Genomic DNA, 23,860 nt, shown 5'->3' on the forward strand with positions numbered 1-23,860 from the left:
GTTAATTCTCAGTGTTTAATGGTAATTCAATACGGAAACAGACATCGGCATATTCCACCGCCACCAGATTCAGTTCACCCTGCATACGGCGGATACAATCCTGCGCAATGCTTAACCCCAGACCACTGCCTTTTACCGCACCTTTACGCTGGTGAGTTCCCTGATAAAAAGGTTCAAAGATCATACTTTTGTCTGATTCAGGAATGGGGGTGCCGCTGTTAGCGACGTCAATCTGAACCCGGTTCTCTATCTGGCGGCTGCGGATCCAAATGTTACCGGATTCCTGACCATAGTGCACCGCATTGGAATAGAGATTATCCATCACCCGCATCAACAATGTCGTTTCCGCCCGACACGTCTTCGCATTCAATTCGACATGCGTTTGCATCAGCTTGCTGCGAGCCGGTAGGCTATGCGCGGCAACCACCATATTAACGATATCGTTGACATCGACCTGCTCCAGTCCAGCCGGTGCATCCGCCAACTTACGGTTATAGTCGAGCAATTGTTCGATCAGTTGCTGCAAGTGGCGGCTGCTATTATCCAGAATCGCGACCACCTCTTTCTGGTCGTCCGTCAGCGTGCCTACCACTTCATCAGCCAACAACGCCGCGCCTTCACGCAGGCTCGCCAGTGGCGTTTTTAGTTCATGGGATAAGTGGCGCAAAAATTCATGACGTTGCGCTTCCAGCCAGGAAAGGCGCTCACTTAACCAAATGATCCGCTGTGCCAGAGAACGGATTTCCGTCGGCCCTCTAAAATTGATGAGCTGGCCTAACGGTCTACCTTCCCCCAACCGATTAATCATTCTCTCGACGCCTTTCACCGGCCCGATGATCATCCGAGTAAACAGCACCACCAACAGCACACTGACCAGAAACAACACCAGTGCCTGCCAACCGAAGAAACGGCCACGCTCAGCAATATCCTGCTGCAACTGCTGTCCCCGTGAGAAAATGACTTCACGTGTGGCTTGTACCATCTGAGCATTGGTACGAGAGAAGTTATCCAGTACGGTAATAGACGCGGCTGCCGGGCCGTTGTTCTGACAACGGATATCGGTCAGTTCCGTCAGGTATTGCCGCAGGTTTTGATAATAAGACGGGTCAGGCAAAATCGGCGCATGCACGTCCAGCATCTGGGAATACTGCTTACGCTGATTTTGATACAACTGCGACAGGGTCTGATCGCCCAGCACGCAAAACTGACGATAGCTGCGTTCCATGCTGATAGCCGTACTGGTCATAGCTTCGCTGCGCCGGGCATCAGCCAGTGTCGTGCTATTGATCCCCGCCGCCTGTTCACTAAGATGATCCAAGCTCTCATAGGCCTGATAAGCCAATACCAGCAACGGCAACAAGACCAGCAGGAAAGCCATAATGACCAATTGCCGCAAAGAGCGTGGGAAAAAACGCCAACGTTTCAACGAAATCATACCGTTACCTGCCAAAGTACACCGTCTGATACCTCGCCCGCCATTGTACGCATTATCAGTATCAGCTCAAATGCAGACCATCAGTATATTGGGAAGACGGCCGCAATCATGCCATGCAACCCTGCAAATTGCGGTAGTCAGAAAGGAACGAACGCGCAATAGGCGCTGGGAGTGACTCGGTGAATACCCAAAAGCAAAACCCGGTCACACAGTTACTGTCTGACCGGGTCTCTGAATAGGCGGTGCCTCACTCAACGTGTCGCCCGATGTGTGATAAAGCCCGAGGGCAGTTATCAATAATGCTGGACGATAGGCACCTTATCTTTTGGCATCATTCCGGGCGTTATGAGCATGTTTGTTACATTGCTATCATAACCAGTTGAATGAGCAGCGCACTCATTATGCACTCATCGTGCCAGTTTTCAACTTAAATAATCAACGTGTTGAAATAGAAAGAAAAATAAAAATAACACATCGAAGGTATTAATAATACAGCCTGAACGCTTTCCGCGATTCCTTCGCTATTCGGTGAAATCAGGGCTTTTTGTCGCTAAAAAAAGACACCCTAATACCCATTAAAAATAATTCTTTAAAATCAATCGAATAAATGTCACCTTTTGGAGACAATCAATCATGCTGTTGTCGCTGATTTGAGACAAAAAAAGAAAGGGGCCAAAGCCCCTTTCTTATCAACGCTGTATTCGAACACATCACCCCAACTGGCGGCGAGCATTACGGAACATACGCATCCACGGGCTATCTTCACCCCACTCTTCCGGGTGCCATGAGTTACTCACGGTGCGGAACACGCGTTCCGGATGCGGCATCATTACCGTGGCACGGCCACTCACGCTGGTCACCGCCGTGATACCATTCGGCGAGCCATTCGGGTTAGCCGGGTAATCTTCCGTTGCCTGGCCATAATTATTCACGTAGCGCAGTGCCACCAACTGATGCTGTTCCAGTGCAGACAGCTGGCTGTCGTCACGGACTTCTACACGACCTTCGCCATGCGACACAGCGATCGGCATACGGGAACCCGCCATATCCTGCAGGAACAGTGATGGGCTGCTGGTCACTTCTACCAGGCTGAAACGTGCTTCAAACCGGTCAGATTTATTACGAACAAAACGCGGCCAGTGCTCCGCCCCTGGGATCAACTCACGCAGGTTGGACATCATCTGACAACCGTTACAGACCCCCAGCGCCAGCGTTTGCGGACGCAGGAAGAATGCGGCGAATTCATCACGCACCCGATCGTTGAATAGAATGGACTTCGCCCAGCCCTCACCTGCCCCCAGCACATCACCGTAAGAGAAGCCACCACACGCAACAAGCGCCTGGAAGTCTTGCAGATTACGGCGACCAGCCAGCAGATCGCTCATATGAATATCAATGGCATCAAACCCGGCACGATGGAACGCCGCCGCCATTTCTACATGCGAGTTGACACCTTGCTCACGCAAGACGGCCACCTTGGGACGCGCCTGACGGCTGATAAATGGTGCGGCAATGTCTTCGCGCAGGTCAAAAGTCAGTGCGACACTCAACCCCGGATCGTTGTCATCAGATTTCGCGTGGTGCTCCTGATCTGCGCACTGTGGGTTATCACGCAGACGCTGCATTTGCCAGGTCGTCTCCGCCCACCAGTTGCGCAGTGTAGTGCGGCTTTCGTGGTACACCACCTCATTGCCACTGTGGATGATGAAGTGGTTGCCCGCTTGTGCCTGTCCCAGATAGTGCACGCACTCTGCCAGACCGTGTTCAGCCAACACCTGTTCGACTTCGGCACGGCGAGAAGCTTCTATCTGGATAACAGCCCCCAGCTCTTCGTTGAACAGCACTGCCAACGCATCTTCACCCATAGAACTGATGTCGGCTTTAACACCACAATGGCCGGCAAACGCCATTTCAGCCAACGTGACCAGCAAACCGCCGTCTGAGCGGTCGTGGTATGCCAGCAGTGCCTTGTTCGCCACCAATGTCTGCATTGCATTGAAGAAACCAGCCAGCTGTGCCGGATTACGCACATCCGCCGTTTTACGACCCAGTTGACGATAAACCTGAGCCAGTGCTGTCGCGCCCAATGCGTGATGTCCAGCACCCAGATCGATCATCAGCAGTACGTTGTCTTTGTCAGTACGCAACTGCGGTGTAACGGTATGGCGTACATCTTCTACGCGGGCAAACGCAGAAATCACCAGCGATAACGGTGCAGTTACCGATTTATCTTCGCCATTTTCCTGCCAGCGGGTTTTCATCGACATGGAGTCTTTACCCACCGGAATCGTCAGCCCCAGCGCCGGACAGAGTTCTTCACCAACAGCCTTCACCGCCTCGTACAAACCTGCGTCTTCGCCTGGATGCCCGGCTGCCGCCATCCAGTTGGCAGACAATTTCACACGCTTCAGGTCGCCAATATGTGTCGCGGCGATGTTAGTCAGTGCTTCCCCTACCGCCAGACGTGCCGATGCGGCAAAGTTACGCAACGCCACCGGTGCACGTTCGCCGATTGACATCGCTTCACCGTAATAGCTATCCAGGCTGGCGGTTGTCACCGCACAGTCCGCTACCGGTATCTGCCACGGCCCAACCATCTGGTCACGTGCCACCATCCCGGTCACCGTACGATCACCGATAGTAATGAGGAAGGTTTTCTCAGCCACCGCAGGCAAGTGCAGCACGCGTTCAACCGCTTCCGCCAGATAAATGCCTTCGCGATTCAGTGGAGTACCTTCGACGTCTTTACGCTCGACATCACGCAACATTTTCGGCGTTTTGCCCAGCAGTACGTCCAGCGGCATGTCGATCGGCTTATTGTTGAAGTGACGATCGCTGAGCGTCAGGTGTTGCTCTTGCGTCGCTTCACCAATGACAGCATAAGGCGCGCGTTCACGACGGCATATCTCATCGAACAGCGCCAGTTGTTCCGGTGCTACTGCCAGCACGTAACGTTCCTGTGATTCGTTGCACCAGACTTCCAGCGGGCTCATCCCAGGTTCATCATTCAGAATATCGCGCAGTTCGAAACGACCACCGCGACCACCGTCGCTGACCAGTTCCGGCATGGCGTTGGACAGGCCACCAGCACCGACGTCATGGATAAACAGGATCGGGTTCTGCTCGCCAAGCTGCCAGCAGCGATCGATAACCTCCTGACAACGGCGCTCCATTTCCGGGTTATCACGTTGCACCGAGGCAAAATCCAGATCCGCGTCAGACTGGCCTGATGCCATAGACGATGCAGCACCGCCTCCCAGACCGATATTCATTGCAGGCCCGCCCAGCACAATCAACTTGGCGCCAATGCTAATTTCGCCTTTCTTGACATGTTCCGCACGGATGTTGCCGATCCCACCGGCCAGCATGATAGGTTTGTGATAACCGCGTACTTCAACGCCGTTATGGCTGTCTACCGCTTCTTCATAGGTACGGAAATAACCGGTCAATGCCGGACGGCCAAATTCATTATTAAAGGCCGCGCCACCCAGTGGGCCATCGGTCATGATATCCAGCGCGCTGACGATACGGTCCGGCTTACCGAAATCTTGCTCCCACGGCTGAACAAAACCGGGGATACGCAGGTTAGATACCGAGAACCCAACCAGACCGGCTTTCGGTTTCGCGCCTCGCCCAGTAGCGCCTTCATCACGGATTTCACCGCCGGAGCCAGTCGCAGCACCCGGCCACGGTGAAATCGCCGTCGGATGGTTATGGGTTTCCACTTTCATCAGGATATGTGCGTCTTCCTGATGGTAGGCATAAGCGCCTTGTGGGTCAGGGAAGAAACGGCCTACAGCCGATCCTTCCATCACTGCCGCATTGTCCTTATAGGCAGACAACACATAGTCCGGTGTATGCTCAAAGGTGTTTTTGATCATCTTGAACAGCGACTTTGGCTGTGTTTCACCGTTGATGACCCAATCGGCATTGAAGATTTTATGGCGGCAGTGCTCAGAATTCGCCTGAGCAAACATATAGAGTTCGATATCGGTTGGATTGCGCCCCAGTTTAGTAAAGGCTTCCAGCAGATAATCCATTTCGTCATCAGCCAGCGCCAGCCCCAAACGCAGGTTGGCCTCTTCCAGCGCCGGACGGCCCTGCAGCAGAATTTCGACTCGCTTAAGCGCGGTTGGCTGGTGCTGAGAGAACAGCAGGTTAGCCTGTTGCAGGTCGTCAAAAACGCTTTCCATCATGCGGTCATGGAGCAGTGAAGACAGTTCTTTCCACTGGGCATCACTTAATGTCGGTGCATGAATGTAAAACGCCAGGCCACGTTCCAGACGACGAATTTTCTGCAGGCCGCAATTGTGCGCAATGTCGGTAGCCTTGGAAGACCAGGGAGAAATGGTGCCCGGACGCGGGGTCACCAGAATCAGCCGACCGGTAGGCTCATGCTCAGCGAGAGAAGGCCCGTATTTCAGCAGGCGGCTCAGTCGTGACTGTTCTTCATGGTTTAGCGGAGCGTTCACATCGGCGAAGTGGACGTATTCGGCATAAATGTCGCTAACGGGCAGTTGGTATTCCTTGCACCGGGCCAACAGTTTATTGATACGGAAAGCCGATAAGGCCGGTGAACCACGCAGTATTTCCATCATCTAAATTTCTCTCGTCTTCGAGGCACCGGAGACAGTGCGTCAGGGCGCTACAGGGGGGAAACGCGGGCTATTATAGAGAATAGTGACGCGTGACGAAACCGTTTGCGTAGCGATTGTTAAACATTGCAGAGGTTCTGTGGTCAAACAATAGACAAACGAATAACAGTTGCACACTGGCGGTTTGTTAAGCAAAATGCCCCCCGACTCTGGGACAGACGTAATAAGAAACTGCCGTTACAGACAGACAGGCCAACTGGCCGCCGAGAGACAACTCATTGAAGCGTTTAACGATAAATTATGTTTTCATCGGGGTAATCGCTTTGCTGTTGACGCTGGCACTGTGGCCAAATATTCCCTGGCGCAGTCATCAGGACGTCCAGTTAAGGCAAATCCTTTCACGTGGTGAGCTACGCATCAGCACCGTGACCTCTCCGTTGACCTATACCCTCAGCAACGGTTCCCCCACCGGGCTGGATTATGAACTGGCCAAGCGATTCGCCGACTACCTCGGCGTGCGGCTGGTGGTTTCCGTACGTCAAAATGTTGACGATTTATTCAGCGATCTGGATAACGACAATGCTGACCTGTTGGCAGCAGGCCTCATCTATAACCAGGAACGTCTGAACCGCTTCCAGGCAGGCCCTTCCTATTATTCGGTGTCACAACAACTGGTCTACCGTATGGGGAGCGCGCGTCCTACCTCACTGGATAAAATGCAGGGTAAACTGACCGTACTGTCTGGCTCGGCACATGCCGCTACCTTGCGCGATCTCAAAGCCGAAAAATATCCGCAGTTGAGTTGGGAAGTCGCCACCGATGTCTCTGAGCTGGATCTCCTAAAACAAGTTGCGGATGGAAAGCTGGATTACACCATCGCTGATTCAATCAACATTGGTCTGATGCAACGAATCCACCCACAGCTGGCGGTGTCATTCGATCTCAGCGACGAAGAGCCAGTGACCTGGTATATGCGGCAAAACCGCGATGACAGCCTCTCTGCGGCGCTGCTCGACTTCTTTAGTCAGGTGATGGAAGACGGCACCCTTGCCCGTCTGGAAGAGAAGTATCTGGGGCACGTCGGCGAATTCGACTATGTGGATACCACTACGTTCCTCAGCGCTATCGACAACACATTGCCGGGTTTACGTCCGCTGTTCGAGAAATACGCCCGGGAAATAGACTGGAAACTGCTGGCGGCGATTTCTTATCAGGAATCGCACTGGAACCCGCTGGCAACCTCGCCAACCGGGGTACGCGGTTTGATGATGCTGACACGTAATACCGCTGAAAGTCTGGATGTGGTCAACCGGCTCAATCCGGAGGAAAGCATTCGCGGCGGCGCCAGGTATTTAAGCCAAATGATGCAGCAGGTACCTGCCACCATCCCACTGGACGAGCGTATCTGGTTTGCGCTGGCGGCCTATAATATGGGGTACGCGCATATGATGGATGCCCGTAAGCTGACAGAAAAACAGCAGGGAAATCCAGACAGTTGGGCAGACGTCAAAATACGCCTGCCGATGTTGAGTCAGAAACGCTACTACTCCCAGACAGTCAACGGTTATGCGCGTGGTCAGGAGGCTTACGACTATGTGGAAAATATCCGACGCTACATGGTCAGTCTGGTGGGGTATCTTTCAGAGAAAGAAAGCCGTGCGTTACAACAGCAACTGGCTGGCAGCGCCTACCCCGCCGTACCACCAGAGCAATTGACCGCCACACGCTCCCGCTAAGCGGTTCCTGCAACCCTATTCACTAGGGTTCGGGTCGCTACGATTCGGACCTTGTTATTCTGCGCGGCCCCATTCAGGCGGAAGTATCATGTGAAGTATCACGCCCGGCACGCGCTTCACGCTGCTGCTGGCGGCGCATACGGAAAAAACGACTCAGCAGTTCGGAGCACTCTTCCGCCAACACACCGTCGGTAATGGCTATCTGATGATTCATTCCGGGATGGCGCAGAATATCCACCAGCGAGCCGGCAGCTCCCGTCTTGGCGTCCGCCGCACCGTACACCAACCGAGTGATGCGGCTATGAATCATGGCACCGGCGCACATCACGCAGGGTTCCAGCGTAATATACAGGGTGGTGTAGAGCAGACGATAGTTCTGCAGCACTTGCCCCCCTTGCTGCAACGCCATAATTTCTGCATGGGCGGTGGGATCATGGCGACCGATCGGTCGATTCCAGCCCTCACCAATCACCCGATCACCTTGCACCAGTACCGCGCCAACCGGTACTTCACCTTCGTCCCAGGCTCGTTGTGCCAGCGACAAGGCGTGACGCATCCAGAATTCATCATCCATCGGACTACTCATTATTCCCCTTGGTTTTTTGCATTTTCTTTATATAACGCATCACGCAGATACCCATCGCTCTGTACTAACCGTTGCCTAGCCTGTTGTGCATCACATCCTGCCACAACCATAACTATCGCCGGTTTGACCTCATAATCGGTTTGCACCAGACACTGCTGTGCCGTTTCCCGATCAACCCCGGTAGCCTCCATTAAAATACGGCAGGCTCGATCGACCAGTTTCACGTTGGTGGCTTTCACATCCACCATCAGGTTCTGATACACCTTACCCAGTCGTACCATCGCACCGGTGGATATCATATTTAATATCAGTTTTTGTGCTGTGCCGGATTTCAGCCGGGTGGAACCAGTCAACACTTCTGGCCCCACCAAGGGAGAGATCGCGATCTCCGCCTCTTGTGCAATCGGTGAATGGGGATTGCAGGAAATGGCGACGGTGCGACAACCCAGTGTCCGCGCATAACGCAAACCACCAATCACATAGGGTGTTCGCCCTGAGGCGGCAATGCCGATGACGATATCGCGAGAAGTGAGTGTCAGCGCAACCAAATCCGATTCACCGAGTACAGGGTTATCCTCCGCACCCTCCACCGCCTTTAGCAACGCGCCAGGGCCACCGGCAATCAACCCCACCACCACCCCATGTGGCACGCCAAAGGTCGGTGGACACTCCGAGGCGTCCAGCACGCCAAGGCGTCCACTGGTACCGGCGCCCTGATAAATCATTCGTCCACCCGCCTTCAGGCAACCTGCAGCCGCATCCACCGCCTGAGCAATAGCGGGGAGGACCTTGCGCACCGCCTCCGGCACACGGTGATCTTCCTGATTGAACAAGGACACCATTTCCAGCGTAGATAACTGATCCAAATTCATGGATGCAGGATGACGTGTTTCTGAAACCAGCGTACCAAAATCGATACTTTTCTCATCGTTTACCATTATCAGCCACCTTGATTACCCATTTGTTCCGTGCCGTCGGCAGGTGCTCATCACTCTGCCGTTTGTCGGAGCAATAAAAAACGGCTTGCAAGGTAACTGGCAAGCCGTTTTGTCGGTACTTATCAGCATCAGAAGATTTTATCTTCATCCTCACGGATCAGTGACTCCAGATTACCCAGTTCTTCACGCGCCCGTGCGCGGTTGACGAGTTTAAGCTGCGCCGCCGCTGGAAAATCCGTGATACTAATCTGTCCTTTGGTGATCAGCACCTGAATCAAGTCTTCAAGCACACGTACCATTTCCAGATCGCTGCTGCGCAAACGCTCGATCTTAGCCAGAATGGCCCGCTGATTATGCAGCCATGCCGCTGCCTCGACTGAATTATCCGGCAGTTCACCATTCATTTCTGGAAACGGCGATCTTTCTACCCTGATAAGATGCCCGTTGCTGTCACGCAAAATGTAAAACATACCAAGCCCTTTTTTATTAGCAATAGAAGAGAATCCAACGACAGGAGGAACCTCCGCTCTTGATTAGGATTTCATTTTATTACCACGCTGCAAGCCGATAGACATAACGGCCTCAAACACACGCCCACGGTGCACAGGGCTGCGCACTGGCGCAACCTTGCTAAGTCCGTATTACTGCTGTGTCTGCCAGAGGATACCGATACGAGAATCCATCGTCTTCACCCGAGCAAGGCAGCCGCATTAATGAATAACACACTGCCGCTGGATGGAGTTTGTCACGCCGTACGGGCAATAGACCCTGCGACGAAGCCTGACGGTGTGACGATAGAAAATCGTAGTCACACCGTCAGGCCACCTATCAGAATGGCATTTTCGCCAGCCCCCGGCAAGCTATCCAGAATATTATCCGCCGCTATTCACGTATCGAGTAGAGTCGATAGCCCGCTAAAATGTGATCAATACAAGAATTAATGCACGTATTATATCGCATCAAAATGTCAGTTATATTGACCAATACCAGAGAGTTCGTACTTGAGCAGATCAACTGACTGGCAGCGTTCTCCCATCACCAGACTGTCTGATACCACTGAAATGAAAGGTTGCGTCCGGTAAGGTTCGCCATGAATAATGCTTGCCAGTCAACACCAGAAAAAACAACAAAATCAGGCCATATTGCTCACTTTTGTTTATTGTCATTTTTTATCGGCGATCGCCTTGCCTGCAAGCAATCACGATAGCTAAGGAATGTGCAGCGACATGAATACACACCATGAGCAGCCACCAGGCGGCGGAGAATGTCCGCATTCTCTACAACATCAGGATCCTCGCACCCGTCATGACGATCCCTTACTGGATTGTCTGTTGGCCCTGTGCCAATTGCAGGGGAAGCCGACCAGTCGGGCCACACTGACGGCAGGATTACCGCTGGAAGATCTGCGTTTATCTGCCAGTTTGCTGCCGCGTGCCGCCGCGCGCGCCGGTTTGCGCGCCCGTATACTCAAACGCTCTTTAACCGCGATACCCAGCATGTCGCTGCCAGCGATGTTGCTACTGCGTGAAGGGCGGGCAGCCATCCTGCTGGGCTGGACTGAAGACGGCAATGCCCGTCTGATGACCGGCGAAACCGAAGGTGGCGAAATCATGGTTGACCACAATACGCTGCAGCAGAACTATCTGGGATTGGTCATGTTCGCGCAGCCAGCTCATCGTTTTGATGCCCCGCCGATGACACGACTGTCACGCAGCCAAGCCTGGCTGCGTGACACACTGAAACTGTCTCGCCCTCTTTATCTCGATGCAATAGCCGCCAGCCTGCTCATCAATATCATCGCGCTATTCATTCCGCTGTTTGTTATGCAGGTCTACGATCGGGTGATCCCCAATCAAACAACAGCCACCTTATGGGTACTGGCCTCCGGCCTCGGTATTGCACTGGTATTCGACCTTATTCTGCGCATATTGCGCAGCGTCTGTCTGGATATTGCAGGTAAAAAAACTGATTTGATTCTTTCTGCCACGCTATTCGAACGGCTGATCGGCATGATGCGCTCCGCTTTCCCGGCACGAGTCGGCGCCATAGCACATCGGGTGCGGGAATTTCATGCCTTGCGCGATACCTTATCGTCGCAGTCACTCGGTAGCCTGATAGACTTTCCCTTCGCACTACTGATGATTATCTTACTCGGTGTCTTAGGTGGTCAGTTGCTTTGGGTACCGTTACTGACAATACCGCTGGTATTGTTGATTAACTGGCTGTTTCAAAAACCCATACTGGCAGCACAAGCCCTTTCCCGCCAACTAACGGATGAACGCCAGGCGCTGTTGACGGAAACATTGAGTGGGCTGGACGCCATTAAAATCAATAACGCAGAAGGCGAACGCCAGCGCCAGTGGGAACACATCAGCGGTGAGATTAGTCGACTGACCTTAAGGGTGAAAACGTTGTCAGCCTGCGCTTTGCATCTGACACAAGCCTGCCAACATCTCGCCTGCGTCATCGTAATAGTCATCGGAGTCTACCTGCTGCAAAACGCCCAATTGACGTTAGGTACGCTGTTTGCCTGTTACCTGCTCAATAGTCGTGTATTGCTGACCCTGGGGCCGTTATCCGAATGGATCACCCGCTACCAGCATGCCAGGCTAACGCTGGAAGAAACTCAGGAATTGATGATGTTGCCGCAAGAACGTGGCGAGCAACACTATCCGCTAAAACGAGAAAACATTCAGGGTAGTATCGAATTTCGCGATGTCACGTTCAGTTACCCCGAACAGAAAAACCGTGCTCTGATCGATATTAACCTGTCTATTCGCCCAGGTGAAAAAGTTGGCATCATAGGCCGAACCGGCTCGGGTAAGAGCTCGCTGGAAAAGTTAATCGTCAACCTTTACCACCCCACCCACGGTAACCTGTTGATTGATGGGGTCGATACGCGTCAGCTCGATGTTGCCGATCTGCGCCATCATATTGGTTACGTGCCGCAGGATATTCATCTTTTCAGTGGTACGTTGCGGGATAACCTGATTTGTGGGGCCCGCTACGTTGAGGATGATGCCATGCTGAAAGTCGCGGATATCGCTGGTGTCAATGATTTCGCCCGGTTACACCCAGACGGCTACAACCTACAGGTTGGCGAGCGTGGAATGAACCTGTCAGGTGGCCAAAAGCAGGCGGTAGCGATTGCCCGTGCCCTATTGCTTAATCCCCCTATCCTGCTTATGGATGAGCCCACCAGTGCGATGGATAACAGCAGTGAAGACCACTTTAAACAAGCCCTGCAAACCATTATTACCAACAAAACACTGTTGCTGGTGACACACCGGGTATCCATGCTGACCTTGGTGGATAGACTGATTATCGTGGATAAAGGCCGTATTATCGCCGACGGTCCCAAAGCCATCGTGCTGGATGCATTAAAGAAGGGGCAGATCAATGCGTCTCGCTAAATTCACTCGCTATTTATCCTGCCATCACCAACAGGACTCACACACGCTGCCCGCTGTCGGTGAGGCTCTGGTGGAAGATACGCCCCGCCTCATTCGGTTATCAATCTGGATTATGCTGGCCTTCATCATGTTTCTGATTGGCTGGGCTGGCATGGCACAAATGGACGAAGTCGTCAGTGCGACGGGCAAGACACTCAGTCAATCACCACAATACCGGGTACAGGCAACCGTTACGGGTGAATTGAATGAGCTATACATCCGTGAAGGGCAAATCGTTAACATCGGCGACCCACTGATGCGGCTGGATACACGCTCATCGCAGGAAAAAGCGCCGGCAAATACCTCGGATGAGCTGTCACTGGTCGTATCGCCAGTGCGGGGTATGGTCAAACATATTTTGGTTGATACGACTAATGGGCAAGTTTTACCGGGCCGCACGCTGGTGGAAATCACGCCGCTGGATGACAAGTTATTGATAGAAGCCCGAGTCCGGTTGAAGGATATGGCGTTCTTGCGTCCAGGCCAGGAAGCGGTAATCGCTTTCGCAGCCTATGATCACGCCACATTTGGCAGCCTGAAAGGCTATATCGAGCAGATTAGTCAGGATGCCGTGACAGACCCAGCCGGTAACAGCTTCTATCTGGTTCGGTTACGCACACAGAGCAACTACCTGGGGAGTATCGACAAGCCACAACTGATCCTTCCCGGCATGGTAGCGCATGTGGGTATTATTACTGGCAGGAAAACATTGCTCAGCTATCTGCTAAAGCCAATACGACAGGCTCGGATGGAAGCCTTGCGGGAGAGATAACGCCTCGGCGCTACTGATGTGTATTCAGGTCATGGTAAATCTGGGTCTGGCTTCGTCCTAATGCCTTCGCCTGATACATCGCCGCATCTGCGTTGATGGCTAATGTCAGCGAATCGGTTCCATGTTCCGGGTACAGCGCAATCCCAATACTGCATGAGATATCCAGTTTCTTGCCCTCGATATAAAAAGGTTCGTTAAGGGCATGGTGAATCTTGTCCGCGACATACAACGTATTCTCGACTTCCTTGATCCCCTGCAGCAGAATAATAAATTCGTCGCCGCTACGGCGGTAAACCGTATCCGTTTCACGTACCGCACCTCGCATACGCGCTGCCGCCTCTTTGAGCAGTAAATCCCCGGTGGCATGGCCGAAGGTATCGTTAATCTGCTTAAATTTATCCAGATCGAGGAACATTAATGCGATCTTCCGGCCAGTCTGCCGTGATAACTGGATAGCCTGTTCCATCTGTTCAGCGAAGGTCAGACCGTTAGCCAGCGAGGTTAGAGAATCGTAATGGGCCAGTTGTCGGTAGTGCTCTTCACTGCGACGCAGCATATCAATCGCCCGATAACGTTCGATGGCGACAGCCACCAACTGGGCTGATTTCTCAATAGAGGCGATTTCATCCTCCGTTGGCGAATAGACTTTGCGGTGGTAAACACTCAGCACCCCCAAAATCTCTTTATTCTGCCCAAAAATGGGCTCAGACCAGCAAGAACGCAGGCCAGCATACAATGCCAGGCCTTTATACAACGACCAATGAGGATGCGTGGAGATATCCTCGGCAATCACACGTTTACCAGAATAAGCCGCCGAACCAAACGACGCCGCCCCATCGGCAATTTTCACGTTGTGAATCGCATTCTTGTAAAAGCCCGGCAAGCTGGGTGCAGACCCCAGCGTCAGACATTTCTTCTCCTTATCAACCAACAGGACGGAACACACGATCCGCCCAGGGTTTTTCTCCTCGACGCTGAAGATGATAGCGTCGAGGATATCTTTCAACGGCGCGCCGCTCGAGAGCAACTCCAGCGCACGGTTGTAGGAGTTGTCATGGTGTTCCTGAGTCTTACGCTCAGTGATATCCATTTTTATGCTGACATACTGAAGCGCATCGCTGGCTTTATTATATATTTTGACGATGCTGGCTTTTTCCCAATATAACTGCCCGTTTTTCTTACGGTTGACGAACTCGCCGTTCCAAATCTCACCTTTATTGAGGGTAGACCACAGTTCTTCATACACGCTGGCGTTGGTCATACCCGAGCTTAATATATTTGTTTTACGACCAATCACTTCTTCTGCTTCATAACCCGACATCACGGTGAACTGCCGGTTCACATACACGATTTCACAGCTTTCATTAGCGATCATAATGGATGATGGGCTGTACTCGGCGGCGAAGAACACCATATTCAGGAAGTCTTGCTTTTTTTGTTCTGCGTCGGCTTTTTCCTGAAATTTACGACTTCTTGCTGTAGAAATCCCTAAGAGCACTATTAATAGGGTTATTATAATTTCATACACAATAACACTCTCCTCAGGCCCGGAGCGGTCCTGAACGAACAAATCGCATCACTGAAGACGAAAAATCCCGGTAATAACTCCCCTCGTATGGATTTTCAGGGTTGGCACATTTCCGGAGAGTAGAAAGGATGAATGAAAAAACTATCCAGCTCTGCAGGACAGGTTCATAGCCATAAAAACGACAGCATAAAGCCTCCATTATATCGCTGTGTGCAGACCTAAATAATAAAATCAAGAGAATTAGCTTAATCAGTTATATTAATGATCGTTATAGACATAAGCCTGGCTAATATTTTGATACAGCTCTTTACAGATTTCGTAGCGCAGTATTTTGACTATCAATTTTTCGTAAGCAAATCAATTATACCGATAAGTCACATCATTTTAATCAAAAAAAACTATCACCAGACGATTTTTGATCGTTGATAGCAAACATCTATTTTTTTGTATTTATAAATCAAATGGTTATATCTTTTAAAATTAGCCAGTTCTTTCTCTTATGATTGCTGATTTTTTCAGCTATCATCACAGTTTCCCTATTCAGAAAACAGCGCCTCGGCCACATAAAACACTATATTTATATAAAAAACAAGGCATAAAAAATGAAAAATCCATGGCTAGCAATCTAATCATTTATTTTATACGGTATATTTTTGGAAGATGAATTTTTCTTTTACCCTCAAGGGATTAATGAGTCGGGGACTGGGTTTGCAGGGGTCGGGAAGGTTTACTCTAATCAAATAAACAGTAGTGACTCAGGAATATTAAGCAGGCGTAATTACAACTCTGAACGGAGATCTTCCATATTTTCAAATGGTTGAGGTCGAGACAGGAAATATCCTTGGGCAGCAGAAGCGTTCGATTGTCTGACTATCTCCCACTCTTCTTGCGTTTCAACCCCTTCAATCACCACATCATTACAGTAAGTCGCCATCAAAGAGACCAGCGACGGGAACAGCTTTCTACCCTCTTCGCTTTGCAACAGCATAATGAAAAGTTCACGGGCAATTTTGATGCAATCGTATTTTACTTGCGCCAACGAGGAAAAATTCGCTACGCCGCAGCCGAAATCATCCAGCCAGAGCTGGTTCGCTTCGGGGAGTGACGCCAGCACGTCATGGGGCAATACAGCCAGACTTTCAACCAGTTCAAAACGTAGCCAGGGCATGGTCGACAGCAGTGCTTTAGCCTCGCGGCTGTCCTGCAAAGCCAGTAGCGTCAGGCCGTCAATATTGACGGAGGCACGTAACCCGTCACGAACAAAGCGATCGTGCCACTGATTAAGTAGCTGAAGCTGTTCAATGACGATTTGCAGGCGCTCTTCAACGCTCAGGCGGGCAAAATACTGTTCAGGAGATAAAAACGTCTGTGGCATGGATGGATGAAAAACAGCGGTCAGTAACTCAATTCCCATTAAACGACCTGACGTGCGATAAATGGGCTGAAATCTGTATCGCCGATGGCAGCTGTGACAGTAATCAGCATCTGTAAGCAGTGCCTCCCCGGAGATAGAGGCTGCAGAGCCGGGCTGATTAAAGTGACTGTTTTGCTGCACTATGTGTTCCGCCATTGAAGGAGATGCTTACAGATCAAGTATACCACATGCACGCATGAGTTTATCGGCTTCACCCCGACAATCTTTATCTGGGTTGACTGTAATGCAAGTTACAGTACAAAGCGAATATGACGGACACATTGCATGGGAATTTTGTTTTTTATATCAAAAAGCTATGAGAAATTATGCATTACAATCGCATAATAGTGATTAATGTCTTTGTCGTATAGTCCGTCAATCAATCGAATAAACTCGCTTTTTGAGCCCTTCTCCAGCGGCATTGTTTATACCATAACCACGCTGTGTAACTGGCCCGTAGAAGAGTATAATCAGCGGCTGTTTGATGAAAGGAAAGAAAACATGGCGCTACTGATTACCGCGAAATGCATTAACTGCGATATGTGTGAGCCGGAATGCCCCAATCAAGCCATCTCGATGGGGGATGAGATCTATGAAATTGACCCGCTACGTTGTACCGAATGCGTTGGGCATTACGATACGCCGACCTGCCAAAAGGTCTGCCCTATCGACAACACCATTATTAAAGACGCGAATCATCCAGAAAATCACGAGCAGTTGTGGGAAAAATTTGTCCTGCTGCACCATGCCGACCAGCTGTAATACCCGCTCAGCATAATGCCATTCAATGTTACCCTTCGATAATCACGGTAGCACAGGCGTAGTGTCGCTCATCTGCCAGCGATACATGTACATGCTGCACCCCTAAGGCTTGCGCCAGTTCAGCGGCGCGCGCCAGAAACCGCAAACAGGGTTTGCCCAACGCATCATTTACCACTTCAAACTGGGCAAAGGCCAGACCATCGCGAATGCCAGTGCCCAACGCCTTTGCGGCGGCTTCTTTCACTGCAAAGCGCTTAGCCAAAAAGCGAATCGGTTGAGAGTGGGATTGATACTGTATCCATTCCTGGGGACTGAGCACTCGCCGCGCTAGGCGATCGCCGGAACGACCGACGATCGCTTCAATACGGGTGATTTCAACAATATCCGTACCGAGACCCAAAATCGCCATTAGCGACGCGCTTCCCGCATCAGTGTTTTCATCTCAGCCACCGCCGGAGCCAGCCCACTCATCACCGCACGCCCGATAATCGCGTGACCGATGTTCAGTTCATGCATTTCCGGCAGCGCCGCAATCGGCAGGACATTATGATAAGTCAGACCATGACCGGCATTAACCTTGATGCCACAAGACGCCGCATAGGTCGCCGCATCACAGATGCGTTCAAACTCCTGTTGCCGGGCCACATCGTCTTGCGCATCAGCATAAGCGCCGGTATGAATTTCAATATAAGGCGCACCACTGGCAACGGCGGCATCTATCTGTGTGCGATCGGCATCGATAAATAACGACACCTGAATCCCCGCCTCACGTAATTGCGTTACCGCCGATGTGATGCGTGCAAGCTGCCCCGCCACATCCAGCCCGCCTTCCGTCGTCACTTCCTGACGTTTTTCCGGCACCAGACAGCAAAAATGCGGTTTCAACTCACAGGCTATCGCCAGCATTTCATCCGTTACCGCCATTTCCAGATTCATGCGGGTCTGGATGGTCTGACGTAATAAACGCACATCGCGATCGGTAATATGGCGGCGATCTTCACGCAAATGGACGGTAATGCCATCCGCTCCCGCCTGCTCAGCGACAAATGCCGCCTGAATCGGATCGGGATACGCGGTACCACGAGCATTACGCAGGGTGGCAATATGATCGATATTTACGCCCAACAACAACTCAGCCATGATCCATCCTTCAATAATTAAGTCTTCGTCGCAGTGTACACCCCGGCCAGCACTGGCGGTACCCGGCCGGTTCTAGATCTTTTCATCCGGTACCGCTTTATAGGGCTTCGGTATGAACTGGCGGAATAACTCCCGGCTCTTCAGCGGTTTACCGCCAAGATAAGGTTTCAGCGCCATACGAGTAAAACGTTTGGCAGCACGCAATGTGTCGGTATCGGGAAACTCTCTCGACGCCAGCGCCTGCAATTCACGCCCGGTAAAGCTAACATTATCCACCACCAGACTGGCAATAAAGCCTTTCTCTGAACGGTAACGATAGGTCATGGTATCAGCAACGGGCTCGCCGCTACCGGCACAGTGTAGAAAATCGACGCCATACCCCAGATGCTCCAGCAACGCCAACTCGAAACGACGCAATGCCGGTTCTGGCGATCCGTTGGTGGCAGCCAGTTGTTGTAAACAATGGAGATAATCGAAAAATAGAGCGGAGTAATTGGTTTCCAATTCCAGTACGCGGGTCAGCAGCTCGTTCACATACAAACCGCTATAGAGCAGTGAACCGCTTAATGGCAACGCCAGAGAAACAGGCTCAGCGTTACGAAGCGTTTTGACTTCGCCTCGCCCCCCCCAGCGTACCAGCAGAGGTGTAAAGGGTTGCAGCGCCCCTTTAAGGCTGGAACGCCGCGCTCGGGCGCCTTTTGCCAGCACCCGTACACGGCCTTCATTCTCAGAAAACAGGTCCAGCAACAGGCTGGTTTCACTGTAAGGTCGCCCATGCAAGACAAACGCGCGCTGCCAGCCTTCCATCGGCGTATGCCTTACAGGTCGTCAATGTAACCCAGGCTACGCAGCGCACGCTCATCGTCCGCCCAGCCAGATTTAACCTTCACCCACAATTCCAGATGAACCTTGGCCTCAAACATCTGTTCCATATCCTGACGCGCTTCGATACCGATGGTTTTAATCTTGGTACCCTTGTTACCAATCACCATCTTTTTCTGGCCTTCACGCTCAACCAGAATCAGACCATTAATGTCGTAACCGCCACGCTCGTTGGCGACAAAGCGCTCAATTTCCACCGTCACCGAATACGGCAACTCTTCGCCCAGAAAACGCATCAGCTTTTCGCGAATGATTTCCGATGCCATGAAACGTTGTGAACGGTCGGTGATATAGTCTTCAGGGAAATGGTGAATGGCCTGCGGCAGATGCTTACGCACAATCGCAGCGATGGTATCGACATTGGTGCCTTTCTCCGCAGAGATGGGGACCACATCGAGGAAATTCATCTTTTCACTCAACATTTGGATATGCGGCAGCAGCTTCGTTTTATCTGTGACGTTATCCACTTTATTGATAGCCAACAGTACAGGCGTTTTCTGATCGCGCAGTTTGTTCACTACCATTTCATCATCGTCAGTCCAGTGGGTACCTTCCACCACGAAGATGATCAATTCCACATCACCGATTGAACTACTGGCCGCCCGGTTCATCAGGCGGTTGATAGCTCGCTTTTCTTCGATATGCAGCCCTGGGGTATCCACGTAGATAGCCTGATACGGCCCTTCGGTGTGGATCCCCATAATACGGTGACGCGTCGTCTGCGGCTTACGCGAGGTAATAGACACCTTCTGCCCCAATAACTGGTTCAGTAAGGTGGATTTACCGACGTTCGGTCGGCCAACAATCGCGACAAAGCCGCAGTAGGTCTGTTCTTCGCTCATTCAAGCTCCAGCTTTTTCAGGGCCTGTTCCGCCGCCGCTTGTTCGGCTTTACGACGGCTAGACCCAGTACCCACTACCGGCTCGCTAAACCCGCTGACCTGGCAATGAATCGTAAATTCCTGATCGTGCGCCTCGCCACGTACCTGCACCACCAGATAGGTCGGTAAAGGTAAGTGACGTCCCTGCAGGAACTCCTGCAGGCGGGTTTTCGGATCTTTCTGTTTGTCTCCAGGGCTTATTTCATCGAGTCGGGTTTGATACCACGACAGGATAAGCCGCTCGATGGTCTGGATATTACTGTCCAGAAATACACCGCCGATTAACGCTTCGACGGTATCCGCCAGAATCGACTCACGGCGGAAGCCACCACTTTTCAATTCACCAGGACCAAGGCGCAGGCATTCGCCCAATTCGAATTCTCGGGCAATTTCCGCCAGTGTATTACCACGCACCAGCGTTGCACGCATCCGACTCATATCACCTTCATCCACGCGGGGAAAACGGTGATACAGCGCATTGGCAATAACGAAGCTCAGAATGGAATCCCCCAGGAATTCCAGCCGCTCGTTATGTTTACTGCTGGCGCTACGGTGGGTCAGTGCCTGCAATAAAAGGTCATATTGTTGGAAAGTATAGCCCAGCTTTTTTTGTAAACGATTTATCAGGATGGGGTTCATGTGCTACCAATAGATCTATAATGCCTTTTTAAACAACAGCATACGGAACAGCCCTGCCTTGCCACTACATTTAAGTCAAAACTGTTTCGTTTGCAGTGGCTCCCGCCCGGGAGCCAGCATTTATTATTCAGAAATATTCTACAACGGAAGTCGCAAATATGCTGCGAGTTTATTTACATTCGATTAATGAATACCACCGATGCGACTTAAACGCACACCTGTGGGCCATTCACCTTCCTGTTTTTCAAAACTCATCCAGATAGCCGTTGCCTTACCCACCAGATTTCTCTCCGGTACGAATCCCCAATAACGGCTGTCGGCGCTGTTATCGCGGTTATCCCCCATCATGAAGTAATGGCCAGCAGGCACCACCCAACTTCCCAGTGGCTGACGGGGTTGCTGATAATACATTCCCAGTTGGTCCTGAGCGCCGGGGACAGCGAGAATATTGTGCGTCACATCGCCCAGCGTTTCCTTGCGGGTCGCCATGCGAATGCCTTCGCTTTTCTGGCCCACCGGAATCTGATAGAAACCGCTGGTCATCTCACGTCCGCTGCCGCTAAACGTCTGTACAAAATCGCTGGGTTCAACGTTGCTATAGGTCACCGGTAACGCACTGGTGCAGCTCGACTTGTCGCTACATCCCGGCTGGATGGTGACCTGTTTGGCGATAGGGTCATAACTCACGCGATCGCCCGGTAACCCCACCACGCGCTTGATGTAATCCAGACGCGGATTTTCCGGGTATTTAAATACCGCGATATCGCCACGTTTCGGATGCCCGGTTTCAATCAACGTCGTTTGCGTTATCGGATCCTTGAGGCCGTAAGCAAATTTTTCGACCAGAATGAAATCCCCGATCAGCAACGTTGGCATCATCGAACCAGAAGGGATCTGAAACGGTTCAAAGATGAATGAACGCACGACAAACACCAACGCCAGCACAGGAAAAACGGACGCGAACGTTTCCACCCATCCCGGCTGTTTAATGTTGCTCGCCAGGGTTTTCTCATCGAGCGCGCCATTAACCTGCTGGCTCAACGCCAAAATTTTGGCACGCCGAGCTGGCGCCCATTTGAACCGCTCCAGACACCAGACAACGCCGGTCACCAGCGTTGCCAATGCCAAAATCAGGGCAAACATATTGGCCATGCCAACTCCTCAGGGTTATTTGCTTTCTTTTCCAACATGCAGAATGGCCAAAAACGCTTCCTGCGGCAGCTCGACATTCCCCACCTGCTTCATGCGTTTCTTCCCTTCCTTCTGTTTCTGCAGCAGTTTCTTCTTACGGCTGACGTCACCACCGTAACATTTCGCCAGAACGTTCTTGCGCAGCTGTTTTACGGTGGAACGGGCAATAATGTGGTTGCCGATCGCCGCCTGAATCGCGATGTCGAACTGCTGGCGCGGAATCAAATCTTTCATTTTTTCCACCAGCTCACGACCGCGGTACATCGAGTTATCACGGTGGGTGATCAGCGCCAGCGCGTCCACACGCTCGCTGTTGATCAGCACGTCCACACGCACCATGTCCGATGCCTGGAAGCGCTTAAAGCCGTAATCCAACGATGCGTAACCACGCGAGGTGGACTTGAGGCGATCAAAGAAGTCGAGTACCACTTCGGCCATCGGAATTTCATAAGTCAGCGCCACCTGATTGCCGTGATAGACCATGTTGGTCTGCACGCCGCGTTTTTCCACGCACAAGGTGATCACATTACCCAGATATTCCTGCGGCAGCAGCATGTGGCACTCAGCAATCGGCTCACGCAGTTCTTCGATGTTATTGACCGGCGGCAGTTTAGACGGGCTGTCGACATAGATAACCTCGTTACTGGTGGTTTTCACTTCGTACACCACCGTCGGTGCTGTAGTGATCAGATCAAGGTCGTATTCACGCTCCAGACGTTCCTGAATGATCTCCATGTGCAACAGCCCCAGGAAACCACAGCGGAAACCAAAGCCCAGCGCGGTAGAACTTTCCGGTTCGTAGAACAAAGACGCATCATTCAGGCTGAGTTTGCCCAATGCATCGCGGAAAGCCTCATAGTCGTCGGAGCTGATCGGGAACAGACCGGCATAGACCTGCGGTTTGACCTTTTTAAAGCCCGGCAACGGCTTTTCAGCCGGTTTACGCGCCAGCGTCAGGGTATCGCCCACCGGTGCACCCAAAATATCTTTGATGGCACAAACCAGCCAGCCCACTTCACCACACTGCAACGCATCGCGGTCCACCTGTTTGGGGGTGAAAATCCCGAGACGTTCGGCGTTGTACACCTGGCCGGTGCTCATGACTTTGACTTTATCGCCTTTACGCAACGTACCGTTTTTAATCCGGATCAGCGATACCACACCCAAATAGTTATCGAACCAGGAGTCGATAATCAGTGCCTGCAACGGCGCTTCCGGATCGCCTTCCGGCGGTGGAATCTCACGCACCAGACGCTCCAGCACATCCGGCACACCGACGCCAGTTTTCGCGGAGCAGCGCACCGCATCGGTTGCATCGATACCCACGATATCTTCGATTTCCTGGCTAACGCGATCAGGATCGGCTGCTGGCAGGTCAATCTTGTTCAGTACCGGCACCACTTCCAGATCCATTTCGAGCGCGGTGTAGCAGTTAGCCAACGTTTGCGCTTCAACCCCTTGCCCGGCATCTACAACCAGCAATGCCCCTTCACAGGCAGCCAGCGAGCGGGAAACCTCATAGGAGAAGTCGACATGTCCGGGGGTATCGATAAAGTTGAGCTGATAAGTTTGGCCGTCTGAAGCCTTGTAATCCAGCGTCACACTCTGAGCTTTGATGGTAATACCGCGCTCACGCTCCAGATCCATGGAGTCCAGCACTTGCGCCTCCATTTCACGTTCGGACAAGCCACCACAAATTTGGATGATGCGATCAGAGAGCGTCGACTTACCGTGGTCGATGTGAGCAATAATGGAGAAATTTCGTATATGCTTCATTATAAAAGTTTTTCTACCTTGGTATTTCTGAAATTCTTGCCGAACGGCACGCGCAATGTGATGACAGCCATAGCTACTGTCATATACCTGAATCGCAGCATTCTACATGCCATGCAAAGGAAAACCTAGTCATG

18 protein-coding genes are annotated in these 23,860 nt (G+C 51.7%); 4 read left to right on the forward strand and 14 right to left on the reverse strand.

The genetic code is table 11. The features are described 5' to 3' along the window. Nucleotide 1: 1 nt before the first annotated feature. Both DZE2538_RS14395 and purL read right to left on the reverse strand, forming a co-directional pair. Nucleotides 2-1,435, reverse strand: a complete 1,434-nt coding sequence (locus tag DZE2538_RS14395) for a sensor histidine kinase (protein ID WP_019845912.1) — start codon at nucleotides 1,433-1,435, stop codon at nucleotides 2-4. Nucleotides 1,436-2,145: 710 nt separating this feature from the next. Beyond that, a complete protein-coding gene (gene purL / locus DZE2538_RS14400) occupies nucleotides 2,146-6,030 on the reverse strand; it encodes a phosphoribosylformylglycinamidine synthase (protein ID WP_038917197.1) in 3,885 nt (1,294 codons plus the stop codon). A 278-nt stretch (nucleotides 6,031-6,308) separates the two neighbouring features. On the opposite strand from purL, the gene mltF reads away from it, so the two are divergent. Then, nucleotides 6,309-7,766, forward strand: a complete 1,458-nt coding sequence (gene mltF, locus DZE2538_RS14405) for a membrane-bound lytic murein transglycosylase MltF (RefSeq protein WP_023640487.1) — start codon at nucleotides 6,309-6,311, stop codon at nucleotides 7,764-7,766. A 73-nt stretch (nucleotides 7,767-7,839) separates the two neighbouring features. Here the strand turns inward: mltF and tadA are convergent, their stop codons facing one another. The 3 genes from tadA to DZE2538_RS14420 all read right to left on the reverse strand — a co-directional run bounded on the left by tadA (nucleotide 7,840) and on the right by DZE2538_RS14420 (nucleotide 9,760). Further along, on the reverse strand, nucleotides 7,840-8,352 hold the full coding sequence (gene tadA, locus DZE2538_RS14410; protein ID WP_038916648.1) for a tRNA adenosine(34) deaminase TadA: 513 nt from the start codon (nucleotides 8,350-8,352) through the stop codon (nucleotides 7,840-7,842). Next, the gene (gene murQ / locus DZE2538_RS14415; RefSeq protein ID WP_038916649.1) at nucleotides 8,352-9,290 is read right to left on the reverse strand and encodes an N-acetylmuramic acid 6-phosphate etherase; all 939 of its coding nucleotides are present in this window, start codon (nucleotides 9,288-9,290) and stop codon (nucleotides 8,352-8,354) included. The genes tadA and murQ overlap by 1 nt, the downstream gene beginning before the upstream one ends. 128 nt (nucleotides 9,291-9,418) lie before the next feature. After that, nucleotides 9,419-9,760, reverse strand: a complete 342-nt coding sequence (locus DZE2538_RS14420; protein WP_019845907.1) for a tryptophan synthase subunit beta — start codon at nucleotides 9,758-9,760, stop codon at nucleotides 9,419-9,421. Nucleotides 9,761-10,516: 756 nt separating this feature from the next. Between DZE2538_RS14420 and DZE2538_RS14425 the strand changes: the two genes are divergently transcribed. Together DZE2538_RS14425 and DZE2538_RS14430 are read left to right on the forward strand one after the other, a co-directional pair. Next, entirely contained in the window at nucleotides 10,517-12,703 is a 2,187-nt protein-coding gene (locus DZE2538_RS14425; protein ID WP_038916650.1) for a type I secretion system permease/ATPase, read from the forward strand. Then, nucleotides 12,690-13,514 carry an HlyD family efflux transporter periplasmic adaptor subunit gene (locus tag DZE2538_RS14430; protein WP_038916651.1) on the forward strand — a complete coding sequence of 275 codons (825 nt, stop codon included), beginning with the start codon at nucleotides 12,690-12,692 and terminating at the stop codon, nucleotides 13,512-13,514. The genes DZE2538_RS14425 and DZE2538_RS14430 overlap by 14 nt, the downstream gene beginning before the upstream one ends. A 10-nt stretch (nucleotides 13,515-13,524) precedes the next feature. Here DZE2538_RS14430 and DZE2538_RS14435 read toward each other — a convergent pair whose 3' ends face one another. Both DZE2538_RS14435 and pdeH read right to left on the reverse strand, forming a co-directional pair. Next, entirely contained in the window at nucleotides 13,525-15,042 is a 1,518-nt protein-coding gene (locus tag DZE2538_RS14435) for a sensor domain-containing protein (RefSeq protein WP_023640491.1), read from the reverse strand. Nucleotides 15,043-15,820: 778 nt separating this feature from the next. Then, complete coding sequence (gene pdeH / locus DZE2538_RS14440) at nucleotides 15,821-16,612, reverse strand: cyclic-guanylate-specific phosphodiesterase (RefSeq protein WP_019845902.1); 792 nt, start codon at nucleotides 16,610-16,612, stop codon at nucleotides 15,821-15,823. A 345-nt stretch (nucleotides 16,613-16,957) separates the two neighbouring features. Between pdeH and DZE2538_RS14445 the strand changes: the two genes are divergently transcribed. After that, nucleotides 16,958-17,218 carry a YfhL family 4Fe-4S dicluster ferredoxin gene (locus tag DZE2538_RS14445; RefSeq protein ID WP_019845901.1) on the forward strand — a complete coding sequence of 87 codons (261 nt, stop codon included), beginning with the start codon at nucleotides 16,958-16,960 and terminating at the stop codon, nucleotides 17,216-17,218. A 28-nt stretch (nucleotides 17,219-17,246) separates the two neighbouring features. Here the strand turns inward: DZE2538_RS14445 and acpS are convergent, their stop codons facing one another. The 7 genes from acpS to lepA all read right to left on the reverse strand — a co-directional run bounded on the left by acpS (nucleotide 17,247) and on the right by lepA (nucleotide 23,726). Continuing rightward, entirely contained in the window at nucleotides 17,247-17,627 is a 381-nt protein-coding gene (gene acpS, locus DZE2538_RS14450; protein ID WP_019845900.1) for a holo-ACP synthase, read from the reverse strand. Continuing rightward, complete coding sequence (pdxJ, locus tag DZE2538_RS14455; RefSeq protein WP_038916652.1) at nucleotides 17,627-18,358, reverse strand: pyridoxine 5'-phosphate synthase; 732 nt, start codon at nucleotides 18,356-18,358, stop codon at nucleotides 17,627-17,629. The genes acpS and pdxJ overlap by 1 nt, the downstream gene beginning before the upstream one ends. Before the next feature lie 72 nt (nucleotides 18,359-18,430). Continuing rightward, nucleotides 18,431-19,165, reverse strand: a complete 735-nt coding sequence (recO, locus tag DZE2538_RS14460) for a DNA repair protein RecO (protein WP_019845898.1) — start codon at nucleotides 19,163-19,165, stop codon at nucleotides 18,431-18,433. 11 nt (nucleotides 19,166-19,176) lie between these two features. Then, nucleotides 19,177-20,082 (reverse strand): GTPase Era, encoded by a 906-nt coding sequence (gene era, locus DZE2538_RS14465; protein WP_019845897.1) that lies wholly within the window; start codon nucleotides 20,080-20,082, stop codon nucleotides 19,177-19,179. Beyond that, nucleotides 20,079-20,759 (reverse strand): ribonuclease III, encoded by a 681-nt coding sequence (gene rnc / locus DZE2538_RS14470; protein WP_012885750.1) that lies wholly within the window; start codon nucleotides 20,757-20,759, stop codon nucleotides 20,079-20,081. The genes era and rnc overlap by 4 nt, the downstream gene beginning before the upstream one ends. A gap of 183 nt (nucleotides 20,760-20,942) precedes the next feature. Continuing rightward, the gene (gene lepB / locus DZE2538_RS14475) at nucleotides 20,943-21,911 is read right to left on the reverse strand and encodes a signal peptidase I (RefSeq protein WP_012885751.1); all 969 of its coding nucleotides are present in this window, start codon (nucleotides 21,909-21,911) and stop codon (nucleotides 20,943-20,945) included. A 15-nt stretch (nucleotides 21,912-21,926) separates the two neighbouring features. Further along, nucleotides 21,927-23,726: a translation elongation factor 4 gene (lepA, locus tag DZE2538_RS14480; RefSeq protein WP_012885752.1), complete on the reverse strand. Its 1,800-nt coding sequence runs from the start codon at nucleotides 23,724-23,726 to the stop codon at nucleotides 21,927-21,929. Nucleotides 23,727-23,860: the final 134 nt, after the last annotated feature.

The sequence above is a fragment of the Dickeya zeae NCPPB 2538 genome, from assembly GCF_000406165.1.
Classification (GTDB): Bacteria; Pseudomonadota; Gammaproteobacteria; order Enterobacterales; family Enterobacteriaceae; genus Dickeya; species Dickeya zeae.